This window comes from Bacillus sp. FSL R5-0431 (genome assembly GCF_038002985.1).
In the GTDB taxonomy this organism is placed as follows: Bacteria; Bacillota; Bacilli; order Bacillales; family Bacillaceae; genus Bacillus.
The window spans coordinates 2,689,200-2,708,660 of record NZ_JBBOOG010000001.1 but is presented as its reverse complement, the minus strand read 5'-3'; the positions used below and the strand labels follow the sequence as shown (position 1 = coordinate 2,708,660).

The window sequence follows — 19,461 nt, the reverse complement described above, 5'->3', positions numbered from 1 at the left end:
CAGCTTAGTGCATCAGACTAAGCTGTTTTCTTTTAAGAAGAGGAGGTGTCATGATGAAGCAACCTAATTGGCTGCTGTACCGTGCTTATTTAACGCCAGAAAGAATCGCGCTCATTTATCAGGATAAAAAGTGGACATTTCGCGATTTAGCTGATGAAGTAAATGAGCTTTCTAATAGACTTGCAGATGCATCATTGAAAAAAGGGGAAACGGTTGGGCTTTTGATGAACAATCAGCCTCAAATGGTGATGCTTGTTCATGCTTGTTTTTCATTAGGATTAAAAATCGTGCTATTGAACAATAAGTTAACAAAAGCTGAGAGGCGCTATCAGCTTGAAGATGCAAAAGCATCCGCTTTATTAACTGAACCTGTTTATGCCAGTGATCATAAAGGTGATCTCCCCATTTATACAATGGAGACTTTACCTGAAGCAGGTCAAGATAATGAAAAGAAAATCGAGAGCGAATTTGATTTGAATGAAACAGCGACCATCATGTATACATCTGGCACAACAGGACGCCCAAAAGGCGTGGAGCAAACGTTTGGCAATCATTTTCATAGTGCTGTTTCCTCTGCACTAAATATGGGCATCAGAGAGGATGACCGCTGGCTTATTGCACTGCCTCTTTTTCATATTAGCGGGTTATCCGCTTTATTTAAGTCTGTGATTTATGGGATGACTGTCGTACTTCATGAGAAGTTTGATGTCGATGAAGTAAAGGATTCTATTGAACAGCATCGTGTGACGATGATATCTGTTGTTCAAACGATGTTATCCCGTTTATTAAGCAGACTGGAAGAATGCCCGTCTTCTTTGCGCTGTCTTTTATTAGGCGGAGGACCTGCGCCTTTTGCGATGCTTCAAGAAAGCAAAGAGAAAGGCTTCCCTGTGTTTCAATCGTACGGTATGACGGAAACCTGTTCACAAATTGTGACCCTTGCGCCTGAATTTAGTGTAGAGAAGCTTGGATCAGCGGGAAAACCCCTTTTTGGGTGTGAGCTGAAAATTCAAGATGGTACACGCACTTGTCGTCCTTTTGAGCATGGCGAAATTATGGTGAAAGGGGCAAATGTCATGAAAGGGTACCTTTACCGTGAAGAAGCAACCACAGCTGCCTTTGATCAAGGCTGGCTGAAAACGGGTGATATTGGCTATGTGGATGAGGAAGGGTTCTTATTTGTGCTTGACCGCCGTTCAGATTTAATTATTTCTGGCGGTGAGAATATTTATCCTGCTGAAATTGAAGCGGTTCTGTTAACACATCCGCATGTAAAGGAAGCCGGAGTGGCGGGTATGTATGATGATAGATGGGGAGAGGTACCGGCTGCCTTTCTTGTCACAGACCATAAGATACCGGAGAATGAGCTCTATGCATTATGTGAGTCGCATTTAGCAAAATATAAATGGCCCGCCGCTTTTCACTTTGTGGACGAGCTGCCAAGAAATGCGTCGAATAAATTGCAGAGGCACAGACTCAGGATCAAAGGGGTTTTTAGATGATTCAAATTGAACGAGTGATTTTATATCATGTCACGATGAAGCTCAAGCAGCCATTTACAACAAGTCTTGGAACCATCTCAGAGCGTGAGTTTATTATTGTCGAGGTAAAAGATCAAACAGGATTGACTGGATGGGGAGAGGTGTCAGCCTTTTCTTCTCCATGGTATACAGAAGAAACCATTGAGACTTGCTATCATATGCTGAGAGCCTTCTTTATACCGAATGTACTGACACGCACCTTTACACACCCTTCAGAAATACCAGACAGCCTATACCAATTTAAAGGTAATAGGATGGCGAAAGCGGGAATCGAAGCGGCTGTTTGGGATATTTATGCGAAGCGTGAGAATAAGTCGTTACGCGATGTATTAGGCGGCACCAAAGAGAGAATACCTTCTGGTGTTGTGGCGGGGTTAGGACCCATTGACGACATGCTGAAGCAAATTCAGCAATATGTTGACCAAGGCTATCAGCGTGTGAAGGTGAAAATTAAGCCGGGACAGGATATTGGACTTCTTAAAAAAATTAGAGAGTCTTTCCCTAACCTTCCATTAATGGCGGATGCAAACTCTGCTTATGAATTAAAGGATATTAGCAAGCTCAAGCAGCTCGATGACATTCGTTTATTAATGATTGAACAGCCATTAGCTGCAGATGATATCGTGGATCATCGCCATTTGCAAAAGCATTTAAAAACACCGTTATGTTTGGATGAAAGTATTTGTTCTTTAGATGATGCTAGAAAAGCTGTAGAGCTTGGCAGCTGTCAAATTATTAATGTGAAGCCTTCACGAGTTGGGGGGCTGACAGAAGCCCTTAAAATCCATACATTCAGTAAGGAGCATCAAATTCCATTATGGTGCGGAGGGATGATTGAAACAGGCATTTCCCGCGCGCAGAACGTGGCACTTGCTTCCCTTCCTCAATTTACAATCCCAGGTGATATTTCAGCTTCATCAAAATATTGGGAGCAAGATATCATTTTTCCTGAAATCAAGGTTGAGAATGGTTTTATTGAGGTACCTCGTTCCCCAGGAATGGGCGTAGAAGTGGACTATCAAGCGCTTCGTTCTTTTTCAGATAAAATTGACGTGTTTACAAAACATGATTTTGTGATGTGAAAACGAGTGAATCACCTTTTGCACATCCAATAAAATCTATGTATAGTGAGAGAAAGTTTTTCCCTTCCTGTCTCATTAAGAAAGAAAGAGCGGTGATCCGCTCTTTCTTACTCTTCTACAAGCTCGCTGTCGTAAGCAAGCTGTCCGATATAGTGATTCATTTCATTGGGCATGTCTGCTGCATGGCCATATTCATAATCCCAAAGGTTTAAAAAGGAGTGAGCAGCCTGATAAAATGCGGCTTCGTCCGCGTCATGAATTTCGTCAAAAAACGTTTGAAGCAGCCGATCGTGTTTCAATGTGAAGCGCCTCCTTTAATGAGACTTAAAGATCTTGTGGTTTAAACGTTTTACAATCCGTTTCTTCACTTTTTTCAGCCGTATTTCCTGTGTGGCTGACGACATAGATTGCATCTGCCCCACAGCGGTTTCCAGCATTCCAATAGGAACAGTTATTGACTTCACAAAGGATTTTTTGACTCATACAGATGACCTCCTTTTGAGTATGTCTTTCTTCTATAATGTAACCGAAATGAACCTCGTCCATTCATGTTAATCTTCCTGACGAATATAGCGCTTATCCTTCATAAACAATTTCCAGAAGAAATAGAACCCAGGGAATAAGATGATAAAACCTACAATATAGGTGATAAACAATGCTCTAAATGTGACAGGGTCTGTAAATCCAGACATGATTGTAATATCTGGATAGGCCATATAAGGCAAATGGGCACGTCCGTACACGTAGCTTGCTAAAAAATATTGAATGGTAATCGCAATGACAGCTAAACGTGGCCGGCCTTTCCGCTGCTTAAACCGGCTGTTTGGTAAAAATAGAGCTAGTCCTGCTAGCAAAAACATCAGGAGTGATACAAGAAGAATAGGAATGTTCTGCATCATTTTTGTGAACAGCCAATTGGCCTCGCTTCTTAATGTCAGCATGATAAAAAAGGCCATCAAGAGTGAAAGCGGACCCGTAATGAGAGCCCCTCTTCTATAAATGCTGTAAGCTTCATCTTCATCAGCCACATTCGAGAAATCAGCTAAAAGCAAAGACGAAAGAAAAAGGGTGCTGAAAATGGCAAAGCCGACAAAAGAATAGACATTTGCACTCGTAAAGACCAGTCCAAGATCTAATGAGTAGACGTTGTTCTCCTGAAAGATAAATCCACCATGAGTAATCGGAAGAACCATGATCAGGATGGACGGAATGATAAAGCCGCTTATCCCTGAAATGTAAGTAACCGCTTTTCGGTATTTTTTAGGGAGTGAATGAGAAAACACGAGAAACCCGCTTCGCAGTGCAAGAAGTAACAATATGATGCTGCCGGGTATTAATAAAACGGTACCAAGTACAAAGGTCGCACCTGGAAACAAGCTAAACAATGCAACAACAATCGCCACAATGAAGACGTTTGTTACTTCCCATGTTGGAGAAAGATATTTATTTGCAATATTAGCGGCCTTTGTTTGTTCTCTATTCATATAAATCATCGACCAAAATCCTGCGCCGAAATCCATTGATGCCATCACTGCATAGATAAAAACGAATCCCCATAAGATGGTGATTGCAATGAGCGCATCAGTTGTAACATCCATTTGCATCTAGATCGCTCCTTTTTAAGATTCTGTTAACCGTAGGTCTTCTTCAATCGAATGTTTTCTAAAGTAGTACGTCAGTACAATAACGGTTGCTATGCCTAAGATGAGATAGACAATGGCAAAAAGGATAAAGAGCGTACCGATTGAACCGGATGATGTGACGACCTCTGAGGTTTTGAGCATTCGATAAATGACCCATGGCTGACGGCCTGTACATGCAAAGATCCAGCCGAACTCAATGGCCAAAAGACTAAGGGGCCCGCCGAATAAGTAAAGAAAAAGGAGCCACTTCGGATAATGTTCGCGTTTTAAAATTTTGCGGTAAAGCAGTGCTAACACTGCAAACAAAATGAGGACTGAGCCAATGATAACCATGCCGTTAAATAATGTGTGAATAAATAAAGGCGGCCACTCGTCACGAGGGAAATCATTTAAGCCTTTGACCACCGTATCAAAGCTATTTCCTGCCAGAAAACTAAGCGCCCAAGGGATTTCAATTGCTCCTTTAATTTCCTGTGAATCGGCATCAGTAAAACCACCTATTGCAAGAGGCGCATGTGATTGTGTTTCAAATAAACCTTCAGCACCGGCTAACTTTTCAGGCTGATATTCATACAGAAGCTGAGCAGACTCATGACCATTTAAGGCCGTAAGAAATGAGAAAAGGCCTCCTACAATAAGTCCAAGAAAAAGGGCTTTTCGATGAAAAGTATAGAGTTTCTGATTCTTTCTTGTTTTGAGCATTTTAAAAGCGGCCACCGAAGCAATCACAAAAGCACCTGTTGTAAAAGCAGACAGCACGACATGTGTCGCAGTCACCACAAAGCTTGGATTGAAAAAGGCCTTCCAAGGCTCGATATTTGTAATCTCTCCATTGACCATTTGAAAGCCAGCAGGTGTTCCTTCAAACGCATGTACGTTTGTGATCAGAATCGCTGAAGCGGCTGCGCCAATCACGACAAAAATAACGGTAATGATGCGCATAGCAGGTGATAGGCGATCCGCTGCGTACACATAAATAGACATAAATAATGCTTCAATAAAGAACGCATAAATTTCAATCTGAAATGGCAGTGACATGACCTTTCCGATGACCTCCATAAAACCTGGCCATAGAAGAGCGAGCTGGGTACCAGCAATCGTGCCTGTTGGAATGGCGACACCTAACAAGACAGCCTGCGCTTTCGTCCACCGTTTGGCCATGACAGCATAGTGAGGATCCTTCGTTTTTTGGAAGATGAGTTCAGCTAACAAAATCATTAGCGGGATGCCGACGCCAAGCGAGGCATAAATAATATGAAAGCCCATGGTTGTGCCGAACAGGCTTCTAGCTAAAACGAGATCAGTCAATTTTTTCTCCGCCTTTCTTATCGCTTCTCTTTTTCATGATGTTATTATTCTCCACCATTTTTAGATTATTCTTCCTGACTAAGAAAGCTTGATTTTTGACAAGTTGTAAAAGAGGGAGTAGAATATAAATATAAAGCGTAATCATTACGTTTTGATAACGAAAGGAGTTTTGACATTGAAAAGAGATATTCATCCAACCTCACATGAAGTTGTATTTATGGACGTAAACAGCGGTTACCGCTTCTTGAGTAAATCGACAAAGACATCCAATGAAACAGTAGAATGGGAAGATGGGAAAACGTATCCTGTGATTAAAGTAGAAACAAGCTCTGATACGCATCCTTTTTATACAGGACGACAAAAATTCGGAGAAAAAGGCGGAAGAGCCGAGTTGTTTAAGAAAAAATATCAAATGTAATAAAAAGCACACCCTGCATTGGTGTGCTTTCAGCGTGTAGACAAACTGTTAGTCCTGTGCGCCGATGCTCACGAATGTTAAATTCGCTCCGCAAAGGTAGCTGTCCTTCCTAGACTTCAAAGGTTTTCTATCACGCTGGAAAGAAGACAAAGGGCTAAAATAAACATCATTTTAGCCCTTTGTCTACAATCTAAAAGCACACCCTACAAATGGTGTGCTTTTTTGCAGCAAAAAACCCCGGATGATCACCCGGGGTTCTAGTAATTAATCATTTAAAGCGGTTTTTAAGGTCTTTAGATTTTGTTTCATTAAGCTGATGTAGCTTTCGCCATTTTTGGCATCATCTTCAGTAATAGATTCTAGATTTTTAAGTGTGAGGGTTTTTGCCCCAATTTCACTGCGGATTGTATCTGATACTTTGCTGCTGACGTTGTTTTCAAAAATCACATATTGAATGTGATGCTTTTCAGCTTTTTGTACAATGCTTTCGAGCTGTTTTTGTGAAGGCTCTTCAGAAGCGGATAACCCTAATACACTGATTTGCTCAATACCGTAGCGCTTTTCCCAATAACCGTAGGCTGCGTGAGAAACAAGGATTTCTTTATGTTTTGCTTTAGATAACGTTGTGTTGAACTCTTGATCTAGCGATTGCAAATCCTTTTTTAGTTTTTCATAGTTTTTTGTGTATTCGTCTTTATGATCTGGATCTAATGAAACGAGCGTGTCCTTAATGTTTTTCGCCATTTGCTTTGCATAAACCGGGTCTAACCATGCGTGAGGATCTTTATCTCCATGGTCGTGTTCATCATGGTCATGAGCTTCACTTTCATGGTCGTGATCATGGTCTTCGCCTTCTTCATGTGAATGCTCTTCTTTTGTCGATAACAATTTGATGCCTTCGGCTGCTTTGACTGTTTTCACGCCTTGGTCTTTTAACGTAGAAGCGGTTTTATCAGCGAATGCTTCAGCTCCTGTACCGCTGTAGATGAAGGCGTCACCTTCAGCCATTTCAACCATCGTTTTTGAACTTGGTTCAAAGCTGTGTGCATCTGCATTGGCAGGGTAAACACTTTGTGCATGAACGTGAGAACCGCCAATTTTTTCAGTGAAATCTTGGATCGGGAAGATCGTGGTGTAAATGGTTAGTTTCCCGTCTGCCTTTCCTTTTGAAGCATTTGTTCCCGTACTGCTTGAGCAAGCGGCAAGACCGATCACAAATAAAGCAGCTGTTAAAATATAAAAGATTTTTTTCATGTAGAAATGTCTCCTCTCAATCTATTAGATAGAAATGATTACGATTTAATGTCCTGAGTTATTGTATCGTAATAATTACGATTTGAAAAGAGGAAAATAAAAAAATTTCATCAGCAGATGTTTCCTTTAAAAAAATGCGCTGCAAAACGTGACGAAATTTCTCACATTGTGCTATATTTATTTTTAAAAAAGATAAAGGAATGGGCAAACGTATGAAACTTTTAGATGAAATCATCGAATATAATCAACAGTTTATTGAAGAGAAGAAATACGAAGAATTTACAACAACGAAGTTTCCACAGAAAAAAGCTGTCATTCTGTCATGTATGGATACAAGACTTGTCGAGCTGCTTCCGCGTGCAATGAACATGAAAAATGGAGATATCAAGATCGTTAAAAGTGCTGGTGCTCTTGTTTCTCATCCATTTGGAAGTATTATGCGAAGCATTTTAGTGGCTGTTTACGAATTAAATGCTGACGAGGTTTATGTCATTGGGCATCATGATTGCGGTATGAGCAAAATAGACAGTCAAACACTTTTAAACAAAGCCATTGAGCGTGGTATTCCAGAAAAGCGTATTGAAGTACTGGAATACTCAGGAATCGACTTTAAACAGTGGCTCAAAAGCTTTAGTTCTGTTGAAGAGAGCGTGAAGGACAGTGTGTCCGTTGTAAAAAATCACCCGCTTCTTCCATCAGATGTGCCTGTGCACGGTCTTGTCATTGATCCTGGAACAGGCAAGCTTGACTTAGTCGTCAACGGATATGAAGAAAAATAAGTTATTTTTCCTTTTTCGGCGGGACAGGATCGATGCCGCCAGGATGGAGCGGATGACATTTTAAAATCCGTTTGATGGTGAGCCAGCCGCCTTTTAAAGCGCCATGCGTTTTGATCGCCTCTAGCCCATAGTTTGAGCATGTTGGGTAAAACCGGCAGCTGGGCGGTGTAAGAGGGGAAATACATTTTTGATAAAAGCGTATGATGCCGATAAAAATTTGTTTCATAGAGGTTCCTCCTTGTCTGTCTTTCACAGTATAAGAAAAAAGGACAAGGAAGGAAAGTTTTATAAACTAAGCTGGTCGGAGAAATATGTTATAATATAGGAAATTGCAATTATAGGAGTGGTGATTATGCCTTCAGTTGAAAGCTTTGAACTTGATCATAATGCTGTAAAAGCGCCATACGTTCGTCATTGCGGCGTTCATAAAGTGGGATCAGATGGGGAAGTAAATAAATTTGATATTCGTTTTTGTCAGCCTAACAAGCAGGCGATGAAACCTGATACGATTCATACATTAGAGCATTTACTTGCGTTTAACATTAGAACACACTCAGAGAAATACGATCATTTTGATATCATTGATATTTCTCCAATGGGCTGCCAGACAGGCTACTATTTAGTGGTCAGTGGTGCACCTACTCCAAAAGAGATCGTTGAACTTCTTGATGCAACATTCAAGGATGCAGTTGAGGTAACAGAGATTCCTGCTGCAAACGAAGAGCAATGCGGCCAAGCGAAGCTTCATGACCTTGAAGGGGCAAAACGTTTGATGCGTTTCTGGCTTTCTCAAGATCAAGAAGAGCTTCTAAAAGTATTTGGTTAATAGATCATAAACCGGACATGTTGATGTCCGGTTTTTTGAATTCGATCATGAGATGTCAAAATAGGGGATATTTGTTAAAATGGACATGTCAGTAAAAGAAGGGGGAAACTCGGGATGCGAAAAATGTTGGGAATGATTTTGATGCTCATGTTACTAAGTGCATGTGGGAACTCTGCAGCAAATAGCGGCAAAGGGGAGGTGCCTGAGCTATTAGAAGTGAAGCTTACAGGACCTGAGCAAGTGGAGAAAAATGAAAGCGTTATAGTAAAAGCAGCTGTCACATATGGTGATACCCCTGTTGATGATGCAGACGATGTTCAATTTGAAGTGTGGAAAGATGGTGACAAAGATAACAGCAAGATGATTCAGCCAAAGAAAGAGAACAAAGGTGTATATGAATTGCATACAGCCTTTAAAAAAGATGGCCTTTATATCATACAAGTCCATGTGACAGCTAAACAGCAGCATAATATGCCGAAGACGAATATCCACGTAGGTGATGTGAAAAAAGAGAGTTCATCTACTGAAGCAGAAACCTCACATCATTAAGTGCGATTTATTTTGGGTTAGGACGTTGGTTTGGTTCAGCATCCTGTGGTGAATCGATTTTATGCTTATATTCATAAGCCTTCGATGTTGTCCACAGTGATAAAAAGACAACGATTGAGATAATGATAAAGCTGATAATCCCAAGTAACAGCATCTAACTCCCTCCTTATTTCCATATTAACATATATTTCATGCAGTCAAAATAGAAGAAATTCATGGCAGGTTTCAGTATAATAGGAAAAGGGTATTCTCATACTAAACGCAATTACATAAGGAGGAATGAACATGTCTGAAAAATTATTAAACGTCGTCAATAAACAAGTAGCTGATTGGACTGTGCTTTACGTGAAATTACATAACTATCATTGGTACGTAAAGGGAAAAGACTTCTTTACACTCCATGAGAAATTTGAGGAACTTTATACAGAAACAGCGACATACATTGATGATTTGGCTGAGCGTATGCTTGCGTTAAATGGACAGCCTGTTGCGACAATGAAAGAATGCTTAGAAATTTCTAGCATTCAAGAAGCTGAAGGCAATGAATCAGCGGAGCAAATGGTGAAAAATCTATATGATGATTTCTCCAATATCGCAGAGGAATTAAAGCAAGGAATGGAGCTGGCTGGAGAAGTTGGCGATGAAACAACAGGTGATATGCTGCTTGCGATACATCAATCTATTGAGAAACACAACTGGATGCTTAAAGCATTTTTAGGATAATACGAATGTGAAAGGAATGTCGATCATAAGATCGGCATTCTTTTTTGATGGATTTGTGACAGACAGCCCATTGAAATCATAGGGCTTTCAGCCGAAGAGAAAAGAGAAGGGAGGGGAGAAGATGTCTTCCATTGCAGGAATGATGAGTCAGCAAGTCGCGAGCATTCAAAGAACACTCAATATTAGTTTGTTGAATTCACAGCTTGCTACGAATACAGCACAAGCCATGGTCATGCTGGATCAAGTTCAGCAGCAGCCTCAAGCTGTTCAGCCAAAGGATTCAGACGCTCGCTTTATTGATGTCAGAGTCTAAGAATGGAAGCCGCCGCACAAGGCGGCTTTTTTTCTTGTCATCACTCTGTCCGATTTAAAAGACGACGCCTTTATTTTTTGTCGTCCAAGCTATTGCGAGGATCCGGCATATACTATTGAGGTAAGGAGTTCCACTATGAAAGGATGTTGATGCCAAGTGAGCAAGGATTTAGGCATCTTTTCGTTGTTTACAGTCAGTTTGTCAGCGATGAGCTTTCTGTTTGGTGGAGCAGGATATTTACTGATGATATTAGTAACATTGATGGCCATTGAATTAATTTGTTCAAGCCTAAGAGAATCTTTGACTGGGCAGCTCACAATGAAACGTTTTTTTACACGGCTTGTTCGAAAGATTGTGACGGTCTCCTTAATATCGATGGCGCATTTCTTCGATGTCATGCTGAAGACAAATGGGATGATTAAGGATTTAGCGATCATCTTTTATATTATTTATGAATCTTACCAAATCGTCTCGACAGCCAATGCCCTCGGAATTCCCATTCCACAGTTGTTTATTGATGTGTTGGACATGTTGAAAAATAAATTACGCAAAAAGCCGTAATTTCTTCATATCTGGTCATACTAAAGGAAAAAGGATGAATCAGATGGCGAGACACACATATTATGTATCTGTACAGGATGGGTCGATATCGCAACATAGAGATGCGGCGGCTTGGCAATTTCAAATAGAAGCAGATGATGATCAAATTTTGCAGCTGAGAGACTATTTCGATGAACAGTATATGACAGATTGGAAAGGATTCTTTCGAGCGCATGTTCCGTTTCTTGAATATCATTATGACAGTCCGAATGATGAAATGGATCGAAAAAGACAAGAGATTTACTCAATGATTTATGAGCTCGGGAATGAAGAGACAAAGAACTTTATTGAAACAAATGGATTAATGAATTGAAAAAGCATGTAGAGATTTTCTACATGCTTTTATTTTCGCGGTTGTAAAATGCCTCCGATCAGATCACTAAGCCCGCCTTTATTCTCTTGCTGTGATGTCTGTGAATTAGTGAAATCATGAGAAGAGCTCTGGCTTTGAGGCTTGTAGCGATTATCATCTAAACCAACCCGTAAGCCAGATGTGCGCTCAGATGGCTGGATAATGACAATTTGGTCTTGTTCTTGAAACTCAAATAAGTAGGATTCACCAGATGTTTGTCCAATGAAGGTTTTCCAGTTCACATCTAATTTGACCTTCGGTGCTTTGCCTGTCCAAGCGACAATGGCGTCAGGATCTACACGGCAGGGGCCTTTTAAAATGAGCGGGTTTCCATTCGTTTTAATGGCGACCTGCGCTCCATGACCTTGATAGGAGAGCTTTGATGTAAACAGTCCTTTCTGTGATAAAATACCAACGCCTACTGGTGTCACGCCGTAATGACACTCCTCAGTAAAGGCAAGTAGATCTTCACTTTCTACACTTACATGCTGCCAAGGACCGCTCGGCTCAAGATTAATCACTGTCACGTGCTCGCTGGAATCAGCTAAATAACAAGTACCTTGTCCACTCACTTCCATCACCTCAAGGTTTTCACCTGTCAATTTTCTGCTGATATGGTTAAATACTTGACTGACCATATTTCCTTTATTTGTCCCGAGTAGTCGTTTGCGGTATTGAAACGTTCCTTGATCGGCAATCATTGCGCCTTTTTTCGCAAAAAAGATTCCGCTGCCTTCTGCTTGTAAAGTGAGTTCTTCTATCGTGTTGAAATGAAATCCCATTGGTGCCAGCTCCTTTCCTGCGTCAAGCTGTGAATCCATAGATGAGGCATAAGTCGTTTAAATCTAGCGTAGTTCCTTGCCCGGTCGCGATGATTTTCCATTCGTCCTCATCTCTTATGAGTTCAGCGCAAATAATGGATGTGCAATACGAATAATCTTCTGTTAATTGAAAGGTACAAATCTCTTGTTGGGAGATTTGATCAGTAAGATGCACGTAGGCATTGGTCACTTGTCCAAAATGATGCTTGCGCTCGTGTGCATCATGTATCGTGGCTGTTACGACGATTTTATGAATATCAGGTGAGACTCTACTTAATTGCATAATGATCATTTCATTGTCTCGATATCCGCCGCCAAATTGATGATCACCAAGATGACGAACAGCCCCGTCTAAGCTTTGCTGCTGATGATAATAGATCAGATGGCTTGGAGACAACAGCTTGTCCTCTTCATTTAAGAGAAACACTTGCGTATCTAAATCAATTGGCTGGCCAGCCAGATCCCAGCCAAGCCCGATATGAATTTGATCGATATTTGGATTGTCTTTTGTTAAATCTAGCTTTTGTCCTTTGATGAGGTGTTTCTTGATCACCTCATGAGGTGCGTCTTCTTTCTCATTTTTCCTGAGCGGAAGCGCTTGATCTTTCTCTTGTTTTGACCCATTTGTTATATTCATGCTGTTTTCCTCCTCGTCGTGATAGGGCAAACACGAATTGATTTACGTCATCAAGGGATAAAAGGTTTCATGATTAAAATTGGGTTAAGTTGGAAATGATAAAAAGGTTTTAGCAACAATAACCTCATTTTAAATACAGACGAGATGAAACCACTCGTTTGTTTCACTTTTGATAAAAATTCTTCAGAGAAATGTGATCTGTGGTATGATGTTTTACAAGAAGCAAGGACAGGATATGAGGGATTTAACATGCATGTATTTAAAGACTATTATCATAATACGGTCAAGCTCTCCTTTGAAGAGAAGCCTTTTTCAAGTCATCCAAAGCATGTTTGGGCCATCTGCCGCTACCAGGGAAAATGGCTGCTCACTGAACATGAGGATCGGGGCTATGAGTTTCCAGGAGGGAAAGTTGAGCCAAATGAAGAAGCAGACCAAGCCGCTATACGTGAGATTCAAGAAGAGACGGGTGCTGTTGTTCGTGAATTAACGTATATTGGCCAATATCAGGTGCTAGGCAGAGAAAAGGTCATCGTAAAGAATATTTATTTCGCTGATATTGAAAGGCTAGTGAAGCAGGACACGTATTTTGAAACGAAAGGACCTGTTCTTTTCGCAGACTTGCCAAGATCCATCGCAAAAAATAAGAATTTCAGTTTTATTATGAAAGATGATGTGCTAAGACAAAGTCTTGCTTATTTAGAAAAGAACGGTTTGATTCGTTAAAAAAAGCGCAGGGAGACCATCCCTGTGCTTTTTTTATTTTTGGAGAAAACGGCGCTCAAGCCATTCCACAAGCTGGTACATGATGGTAGCAAAGACAGCAATAATGAAAAGACTTAAGAACACGAGTGTAAAGTTGAAGACTTGAAAGCCGTAAATAATCATGTAGCCGAGCCCTTTTGAGGATACAAGAAATTCCCCTACAATGACCCCAACCCAAGAAAGACCGACATTGACTTTGATGGCAGAAATCATCGTTGGAATACTGGCTGGCAACATGACCTCACGAAAGACGACGCCTTTTTTCGCGCCAAAGGTTTTCATCACCTTTAAATAATTCTCATCGACCTCTTGAAAGGCAGTGTAAATGACGATCGTTGTAATAATCACACTAATGATCGCACCCATCGCAACGATGCTGATCATACCAGGCCCAAGGGCAACAATTAAAATGGGGGCAAGGGCAACTTTCGGCATGGCATTTAAAATGACTAAATAAGGATCAAGAACGTTTGCTAATCGGGTGGACCACCATAAGGCGGCAGCGAGCAAAATGCCGCAAAAGGTACCAAGTAGAAAACCGAGCACCGTTTCAAATAACGTAATACTCATATGATTTACTAAAGAACCATCTGATATTTTTTGCACAAATAATTGGCAGACCGCAGATGGTGAACTGAAAATCAGCGGATCGATGAGCCTGAAATGACTGGCAAGCTCCCAAAGCGAAAAGAAGCTGGCGAATATGATGAACTGATAGATACGTGTGATACGTTTTTCCATTCGGTATTTTTTGCGATAGGCTTCATGTAAAAGGTCACTGTGTTTCAACTGTTTTCAGCTCCTTCCAAATCGTTTGAAAGAGCTCTTGGAAACGCGGGGTCTGTCTCGCTTCGAAAGGAGAGAGAGCCCTTATATCGTCTGGTACGGTAAAGATTCGCTGGATAGAGCCTGGATGCTTTGAGAATAAGAAAATGCGGTCACTCATCGCAATGGCTTCGCCGATGTCATGTGTCACAAGGACTGCTGTTTTTTGATAGTTTTTTAATGTGTGAAAGACGAGATCTTCTAATGTCAGTTTGGTTTGGTAGTCTAGCGCAGAAAATGGCTCATCTAGTAAAAGCAGACCGGGATCAACTGCAAGCGTTCGGGCGAGAGCCGCACGCTGCCTCATTCCGCCAGACAGCTCCTTCGGATATTTTTCCTCTACTTCATGCAGTCCAAACTTTGGCAGTAAATCAAGGGCAGCTGAGGTGGCCTCATGTGAATCTTGTTTCGCAATTTTCAACCCGAGAATCACATTTTCCTTGATGGTTTTCCAAGGAAACAAATAATCTTGCTGGAGCATATAGCCGATTTGATGCTCCTTTTGATTTGGTTCTTTTCCTTCGATTAAAATTCGACCTTCAGAGGGCGGCGTAATGCCTGCGATGATAGACAGCAAGGTGGTTTTTCCGCAGCCGCTGGGACCAATAAATGAGATGAATTCACCTTGGTCTATCTCCATATTGATGTGCTGTATAGCCGTTGTTTTTTCTTTTAAAGAGAAGTACGTGTGGGTCACATGGTCAATTTGAAGGAAAGACATGTGCTACCTCCTATTCTATTTGTGATCTGTGACCTTCTTTGCAATGGATGAATCGACAAGCTGTTTGTACGGGATAAATTCCGGCAATTCACCGCTCTCCTTCATGATTTCCTGCAATTTGTTCCATTCCTCTTCATTCAGAAGGGGATCTGTTGCATAGGAATCTTGCTGTTTGTAGCGTTTGATGGCAGTTGATAAGACATCAAAATCTGTATCAGGAAAATGAGATTGAATGGCCTTTGCGATCTCCTCAGGCTGCTTGGCTTCTACCCATTTCTGCGCTTTGTAAATGGCTCGGGTGAAGGCTTCAGCTGTCTCTTTGTTTTCCTCTAAGTAACTCTTCTTTGCCATGAAGGTAGTATATGGCACCTTGCCAGAAGCTTCTCCAAAGGAGGCGGTAATGTACCCTTTACCTTCTTTTTCAAGTAAGGAAGCGGTCGGTTCGAATAACTGCACAAAATCGCCAGTTCCAGAGGAGAACGCACCTGAAATGTTGGCAAAATCAATATTTTGAATCATGCGAAGATCCTTTTTTAAATCAATGCCTTCCTTTTTCAAGACATATTCACCGACCATTTGCGGCATGCCGCCTTTCCGCTGTCCTAAGAAGTCTTTTCCTTTTAATTGATCCCAAGAGAATTGGTTTATTTCCTCCCTTGAAACAAGAAATGTGCCGTCTGTTTGTGTCAGCTGTGCAAAGTTCATGACAGAGTCCTTTGTGTCTTGAGCCTCTACATAGATAGAGGATTCAGACCCGGTCAGGGCGATATCAGCACCGCCTGATAAGAGAGCTGTCATCGTTTTATCACCGCCCCAAGTGGTTTTCAGTTCAACCTCCAAGCCTTCTTCTTTGAAGAAATCCTCTGATAAGGCGACATATAGCGGAGCATAAAAGACCGAATGGGTCACCTCGGCTACTTGTACGGTCTGCTCTTGTTCTTTTTTACAGGCGACAAATGGAATAAAGAGCAGGACCACGACGATGAATGCCAGTCTGACTTTGATGGAACGATTCAAGAGTAATTCGCCTCCTTTGTTCTAGATCACTATTAAAGTATGTGAAAAGGGATTTTTGGTGAGTGCCTAGATGAAAATAAGAAGCGCATTGTTTATTTATAGAACGCGTCTTTTTTTCTATACTAGGGGAATGAATGCTTTCTTGAATTTGGCAGAAATAAAGGAGCGGTTTCGTGTATAAAGTGAGTTGGGTATTTGTTGGATGGTATTTAGTAGTCTTATCTTAATGGTCTTTTTTGAAGTGCCAGCATGGCTTCAGTTTGCAAATGGAATCTTTCTTGTGCTGTATGCCTGCTGCGTCATAGAGATTGGGCGACATATTTATGGCTCATGGGGGCTTGGGATCAAAAGGGCAGCCATTGTTGGGGTGCTTACATTTACGGTTGAGTGGGTAGGTATCACAACGGAGTTTCCATTCGGGGCCTATGAACACCATGCTTTATTTAGCTCCTGTCATTTGTTTGATGATGGCTTTGCTGCAGCTGGATGTGCTCAGTATATGCTTAGCCATTCTTTGCTACGGGCTGGGTGTGTCGATCAAAGCGGCAATTGATATCGAGAACGGGAGAACATCTGCAATGGCCTTTTTATTGCCGGTCAGCATATTAAGTTTGATCGCCATTGGCTTTGCTTCTATGAAAATCGGGCTGAAAAAAGAAGGGTATGAATGGAAAGGGAGAAGGTACGAATGAAAAAAGTGATCATCATCGGAGGCGGGCTTGGCGGATTATCAGCAGCGATCCGCTTACAGTCACGCGGGGTTCAGGTCACCATATTAGAAAAAGAAGCGGCTTTAGGCGGGAAATTGCAGCGCCATCAGGGAGCTGGCTACTCTTTTGATCTAGGACCGAGTACCATTACAATGAAGTCATACTTCGAGGAAGTGTTTGCTTCCTGTCATAGACGGATGGAGGATTATGTCACATTTTATCCGATTTCTCCTCTGACCAAAAACGTTTTTTCAGATGGACATACGGTCGAATTTACGCCCAATTTTGAGCAAATGGAATCTCAAATTGCAGCATTCAGTCCTGAAGATGCGAAGCAATACCGTGCATTTTTACAGGAATCAAAGATGTTTTTTCAAAAGGCTGAGGAGCAGTTTTTAAATCGTTTGTTATTGACGTGGAAGGATAAGGCGGATGTAAAGCTCATGAAAGCACTTCTCTCTGTCAAACCGTTTACAACCGTTCAACGCCTGCTGCGTCAATATTTCCGTCATCCGCATACATTGGCGATGTTTGGACGGTATGCTACATACATCGGCTCTTCTCCCTATGAGGCACCGGCTATATTTAATATGATGGCGTATTTAGAAGGGGAGAAAGGGATTTATGGAATAAAGGGCGGTACATATCGTTTAGTTGAAGCATTTGAGACTTTGGCAAAGGAATTAGGCGTACAGATTCACCTCAATGAACAAGTCAACAAGATTCATGTGAAGGACCGGCGAATCAAAGGAGTAGAGACGGCTCACCAGATGTATGAAGCAGATCAAGTCATTGCAGGGGCGGACGCGCTGACTGTCTACCGCCATCTCATAGATGAAAAAGACCGCCCAAGCTTTTTAAATCAAAAGCTGGCTAATATTGAACCGTCATTATCTGGCTTTGTTCTCTTATTAGGTGTACCTAAAGTCTATGAACAGCTGTCCCATCACAATGTGTTTTTCCCAGAGAATTATGAGCAAGAATTCAAAGATATTTTTCAGAAAAAACAACTGTCTCAGGATCCAACGCTTTACATATGTTATTCAGGTCATTCAGAACCAGCTTTAAGCGGAGGACCGGGAAGAAGCAACCTTTTTGTACTGGCGAATGCGCCTTATGTGACAAAAGAGCAAGATTGGGACATGCTAAAGGAGACATACCCGCAGCATTTGAAAACAAAATTAAAGGAAAAGGGTCTCTTTGATATGGATGAGGTTGCCGAATATGAAGCGGTTCAAACTCCGCTTGATCTGCAGCAGAAAACAGGAGAATATCATGGCGCCATTTATGGCATGTCTTCCAACTCGTTCAAGCAGGCGTTCTTCCGAATCAATAATCAGTCAAAGGACATTGAAGGGCTTTGGTTTGTTGGAGGAACAAGTCATCCAGGCGGCGGCACGCCGATGGTGACAAAATCAGGCCAGCTCGTCGCAGAAGCGATCATGAAGCATTTGATGTAAGAACAGATGAAAAGGAGAGAAATCAAGTGATTGTGGAAAAAAGAAGGTTTCCGTCCCCCCATCCGCATATTCACTTATTTACAGTGACCTATGAGGCAGATGGGCTTCGGATCAAAGGACTGCTCGCTGAACCGGCCGGAGAAGGTCTCTATGACGGCTTTTTGTATTTACGAGGCGGCATTAAAAATGTGGGGATGGTGAGACCAGGCCGGATTGTGCAATTTGCAGCGCAGGGCTTTGTCGTATTTGCTCCCTTTTACCGAGGAAATCAGGGAGGCGAAGGAAACGAGGACTTTGCCGGAGAGGACCGGAAAGATGCTTTTGCTGCCTTTCAATTGTTAAAGCACCACAAAAAGGTGAAGCAGGATCGTATTCATATCTTTGGTTTTTCGCGCGGAGGGATTATGGGCATTTGGACCGCTGTTGAAATGAAACAAGAGGCGGCTTCCTTTGTGACATGGGGAGGCGTCAGTGATATGAAGCTCACCTATGAAGAGCGTGTGGATATGAGAAGAATGATGAAGCGTGTGATTGGCGGTCCCCCGCACAAGGTGCCAGAGGCCTATGAGGACAGAACGCCTTTAAATGATGTGGACAAAATTGAAGCGCCTGTTCTCATCATCCACGGAGAAGAGGATCAGAATGTATCGATTGAGCATGCGTATTTACTAGAAGATGCGCTGCGCCAGCACGGAAAGTCAGTGGAGACTTGGTATTTTCACGGATACAACCATTATTTCCCGCCGCAGCATAATCGGGAAATTGTCAGAAGGCTGACGACGTGGATGCACAGCCGGAAAAGCGGAAATGTGGTAAAATAAGCAGTATAACGAAATTTAGAAAGTAGGGGGATTTTCAATATGGGAATGCCTGTTGAATTTAATACAATGATTGTCACGAAGGGAAAAGAGACAAGAATTGAAGAGAATGTATTTGAGCTCATGAAGGATGGGTACCGCATTTATCCATTAAATATTCCGCTTGAGGTACGTAAAACGAAAGACGGAGAAAAAACAGGGACAGCACACGTTGAAAAGCTGGAGCTGACAGACAATGTGACAAAGGTAACTTACCGTCTCGTGTCATTACATTCAACGAACTAACAAAAAAAGCTGAG

The 19,461-nt window shown here is 41.7% G+C and carries 27 protein-coding genes; 15 read left to right on the top strand and 12 right to left on the bottom strand.

Translation table 11 applies throughout. From position 1 onward, the window contains the following. Positions 1 to 50: 50 nt before the first annotated feature. Complete coding sequence (locus tag MKZ03_RS13885; RefSeq protein WP_341032158.1) at positions 51 to 1,502, top strand: o-succinylbenzoate--CoA ligase; 1,452 nt, start codon at positions 51 to 53, stop codon at positions 1,500 to 1,502. After that, positions 1,499 to 2,623 (top strand): o-succinylbenzoate synthase, encoded by a 1,125-nt coding sequence (gene menC, locus MKZ03_RS13880; RefSeq protein WP_341032156.1) that lies wholly within the window; start codon positions 1,499 to 1,501, stop codon positions 2,621 to 2,623. The genes MKZ03_RS13885 and menC overlap by 4 nt, the downstream gene beginning before the upstream one ends. A gap of 107 nt (positions 2,624 to 2,730) precedes the next feature. On the opposite strand, the gene MKZ03_RS13875 is transcribed toward menC, so the two are convergent. From MKZ03_RS13875 to MKZ03_RS13860, 4 genes are all read right to left on the bottom strand, one after another. Beyond that, positions 2,731 to 2,922, bottom strand: a complete 192-nt coding sequence (locus MKZ03_RS13875) for a hypothetical protein (RefSeq protein WP_034665287.1) — start codon at positions 2,920 to 2,922, stop codon at positions 2,731 to 2,733. Between the two features lie 25 nt (positions 2,923 to 2,947). Further along, a complete protein-coding gene (locus MKZ03_RS13870) occupies positions 2,948 to 3,106 on the bottom strand; it encodes a DUF1540 domain-containing protein (RefSeq protein WP_008360682.1) in 159 nt (52 codons plus the stop codon). A 68-nt stretch (positions 3,107 to 3,174) separates the two neighbouring features. Continuing rightward, the gene (locus MKZ03_RS13865; RefSeq protein ID WP_181185487.1) at positions 3,175 to 4,221 is read right to left on the bottom strand and encodes a cytochrome d ubiquinol oxidase subunit II; all 1,047 of its coding nucleotides are present in this window, start codon (positions 4,219 to 4,221) and stop codon (positions 3,175 to 3,177) included. A gap of 21 nt (positions 4,222 to 4,242) precedes the next feature. Next, on the bottom strand, positions 4,243 to 5,574 hold the full coding sequence (locus MKZ03_RS13860) for a cytochrome ubiquinol oxidase subunit I (protein ID WP_341032154.1): 1,332 nt from the start codon (positions 5,572 to 5,574) through the stop codon (positions 4,243 to 4,245). A 175-nt stretch (positions 5,575 to 5,749) separates the two neighbouring features. Between MKZ03_RS13860 and MKZ03_RS13855 the strand changes: the two genes are divergently transcribed. Beyond that, entirely contained in the window at positions 5,750 to 5,992 is a 243-nt protein-coding gene (locus tag MKZ03_RS13855) for a type B 50S ribosomal protein L31 (protein ID WP_034665302.1), read from the top strand. A gap of 264 nt (positions 5,993 to 6,256) precedes the next feature. Here the strand turns inward: MKZ03_RS13855 and MKZ03_RS13850 are convergent, their stop codons facing one another. Beyond that, positions 6,257 to 7,246, bottom strand: coding sequence for a metal ABC transporter substrate-binding protein (locus tag MKZ03_RS13850; protein WP_341032151.1), 990 nt, complete (start codon positions 7,244 to 7,246; stop codon positions 6,257 to 6,259). 212 nt (positions 7,247 to 7,458) lie between these two features. Between MKZ03_RS13850 and MKZ03_RS13845 the strand changes: the two genes are divergently transcribed. Beyond that, positions 7,459 to 8,025 carry a beta-class carbonic anhydrase gene (locus tag MKZ03_RS13845; RefSeq protein WP_034665310.1) on the top strand — a complete coding sequence of 189 codons (567 nt, stop codon included), beginning with the start codon at positions 7,459 to 7,461 and terminating at the stop codon, positions 8,023 to 8,025. 1 nt (position 8,026) lies between these two features. On the opposite strand, the gene yidD is transcribed toward MKZ03_RS13845, so the two are convergent. Beyond that, positions 8,027 to 8,251, bottom strand: coding sequence for a membrane protein insertion efficiency factor YidD (gene yidD, locus MKZ03_RS13840; RefSeq protein WP_003217666.1), 225 nt, complete (start codon positions 8,249 to 8,251; stop codon positions 8,027 to 8,029). A gap of 126 nt (positions 8,252 to 8,377) precedes the next feature. On the opposite strand from yidD, the gene MKZ03_RS13835 reads away from it, so the two are divergent. Continuing rightward, entirely contained in the window at positions 8,378 to 8,851 is a 474-nt protein-coding gene (locus MKZ03_RS13835) for an S-ribosylhomocysteine lyase (RefSeq protein ID WP_003217624.1), read from the top strand. Between the two features lie 114 nt (positions 8,852 to 8,965). After that, a complete protein-coding gene (locus MKZ03_RS13830; protein WP_034665315.1) occupies positions 8,966 to 9,400 on the top strand; it encodes a FixH family protein in 435 nt (144 codons plus the stop codon). A gap of 7 nt (positions 9,401 to 9,407) precedes the next feature. On the opposite strand, the gene ytzI is transcribed toward MKZ03_RS13830, so the two are convergent. Further along, positions 9,408 to 9,554 carry a YtzI protein gene (gene ytzI, locus MKZ03_RS13825; RefSeq protein ID WP_034665318.1) on the bottom strand — a complete coding sequence of 49 codons (147 nt, stop codon included), beginning with the start codon at positions 9,552 to 9,554 and terminating at the stop codon, positions 9,408 to 9,410. Between the two features lie 131 nt (positions 9,555 to 9,685). Between ytzI and MKZ03_RS13820 the strand changes: the two genes are divergently transcribed. From MKZ03_RS13820 to MKZ03_RS13805, 4 genes are all read left to right on the top strand, one after another. Beyond that, entirely contained in the window at positions 9,686 to 10,123 is a 438-nt protein-coding gene (locus MKZ03_RS13820) for a Dps family protein (RefSeq protein ID WP_003217576.1), read from the top strand. A gap of 121 nt (positions 10,124 to 10,244) precedes the next feature. Next, the gene (locus MKZ03_RS13815) at positions 10,245 to 10,436 is read left to right on the top strand and encodes a hypothetical protein (RefSeq protein WP_034665322.1); all 192 of its coding nucleotides are present in this window, start codon (positions 10,245 to 10,247) and stop codon (positions 10,434 to 10,436) included. 156 nt (positions 10,437 to 10,592) lie between these two features. Next, entirely contained in the window at positions 10,593 to 10,997 is a 405-nt protein-coding gene (locus tag MKZ03_RS13810) for a phage holin family protein (protein ID WP_034665325.1), read from the top strand. Positions 10,998 to 11,040: 43 nt separating this feature from the next. Next, positions 11,041 to 11,349 (top strand): hypothetical protein, encoded by a 309-nt coding sequence (locus tag MKZ03_RS13805; RefSeq protein WP_034665329.1) that lies wholly within the window; start codon positions 11,041 to 11,043, stop codon positions 11,347 to 11,349. A gap of 29 nt (positions 11,350 to 11,378) precedes the next feature. On the opposite strand, the gene MKZ03_RS13800 is transcribed toward MKZ03_RS13805, so the two are convergent. Together MKZ03_RS13800 and MKZ03_RS13795 are read right to left on the bottom strand one after the other, a co-directional pair. Next, positions 11,379 to 12,170 (bottom strand): AIM24 family protein, encoded by a 792-nt coding sequence (locus MKZ03_RS13800; protein WP_307500116.1) that lies wholly within the window; start codon positions 12,168 to 12,170, stop codon positions 11,379 to 11,381. A 22-nt stretch (positions 12,171 to 12,192) separates the two neighbouring features. Further along, positions 12,193 to 12,846 carry a TerD family protein gene (locus tag MKZ03_RS13795; protein ID WP_034665334.1) on the bottom strand — a complete coding sequence of 218 codons (654 nt, stop codon included), beginning with the start codon at positions 12,844 to 12,846 and terminating at the stop codon, positions 12,193 to 12,195. 249 nt (positions 12,847 to 13,095) lie between these two features. Here MKZ03_RS13795 and ytkD point away from each other — a divergent pair, with 249 nt between their 5' ends. Beyond that, positions 13,096 to 13,572: an RNA deprotection pyrophosphohydrolase gene (gene ytkD / locus MKZ03_RS13790; protein ID WP_034665337.1), complete on the top strand. Its 477-nt coding sequence runs from the start codon at positions 13,096 to 13,098 to the stop codon at positions 13,570 to 13,572. 33 nt (positions 13,573 to 13,605) lie between these two features. On the opposite strand, the gene MKZ03_RS13785 is transcribed toward ytkD, so the two are convergent. From MKZ03_RS13785 to MKZ03_RS13775, 3 genes are read right to left on the bottom strand one after another with little or no spacing between them, the layout of a single operon-like run. Next, the gene (locus MKZ03_RS13785) at positions 13,606 to 14,352 is read right to left on the bottom strand and encodes an ABC transporter permease (RefSeq protein WP_370876318.1); all 747 of its coding nucleotides are present in this window, start codon (positions 14,350 to 14,352) and stop codon (positions 13,606 to 13,608) included. A gap of 34 nt (positions 14,353 to 14,386) precedes the next feature. Further along, on the bottom strand, positions 14,387 to 15,157 hold the full coding sequence (locus MKZ03_RS13780) for an ABC transporter ATP-binding protein (RefSeq protein WP_034665342.1): 771 nt from the start codon (positions 15,155 to 15,157) through the stop codon (positions 14,387 to 14,389). A gap of 15 nt (positions 15,158 to 15,172) precedes the next feature. Further along, on the bottom strand, positions 15,173 to 16,174 hold the full coding sequence (locus MKZ03_RS13775; protein WP_307500115.1) for an ABC transporter substrate-binding protein: 1,002 nt from the start codon (positions 16,172 to 16,174) through the stop codon (positions 15,173 to 15,175). A 434-nt stretch (positions 16,175 to 16,608) separates the two neighbouring features. Between MKZ03_RS13775 and MKZ03_RS13770 the strand changes: the two genes are divergently transcribed. The 4 genes from MKZ03_RS13770 to MKZ03_RS13755 are packed head-to-tail and all read left to right on the top strand — an operon-like array spanning position 16,609 to position 19,447. Continuing rightward, positions 16,609 to 16,866 (top strand): hypothetical protein, encoded by a 258-nt coding sequence (locus MKZ03_RS13770; protein WP_334750224.1) that lies wholly within the window; start codon positions 16,609 to 16,611, stop codon positions 16,864 to 16,866. Then, positions 16,863 to 18,344 carry a phytoene desaturase family protein gene (locus MKZ03_RS13765; protein ID WP_341032145.1) on the top strand — a complete coding sequence of 494 codons (1,482 nt, stop codon included), beginning with the start codon at positions 16,863 to 16,865 and terminating at the stop codon, positions 18,342 to 18,344. The genes MKZ03_RS13770 and MKZ03_RS13765 overlap by 4 nt, the downstream gene beginning before the upstream one ends. Before the next feature lie 26 nt (positions 18,345 to 18,370). After that, positions 18,371 to 19,165, top strand: coding sequence for an alpha/beta hydrolase family protein (locus tag MKZ03_RS13760; RefSeq protein ID WP_034665354.1), 795 nt, complete (start codon positions 18,371 to 18,373; stop codon positions 19,163 to 19,165). A gap of 39 nt (positions 19,166 to 19,204) precedes the next feature. Next, the gene (locus tag MKZ03_RS13755) at positions 19,205 to 19,447 is read left to right on the top strand and encodes a DUF2584 domain-containing protein (protein ID WP_025092385.1); all 243 of its coding nucleotides are present in this window, start codon (positions 19,205 to 19,207) and stop codon (positions 19,445 to 19,447) included. The last annotated feature ends 14 nt before the right edge of the window (positions 19,448 to 19,461 follow it).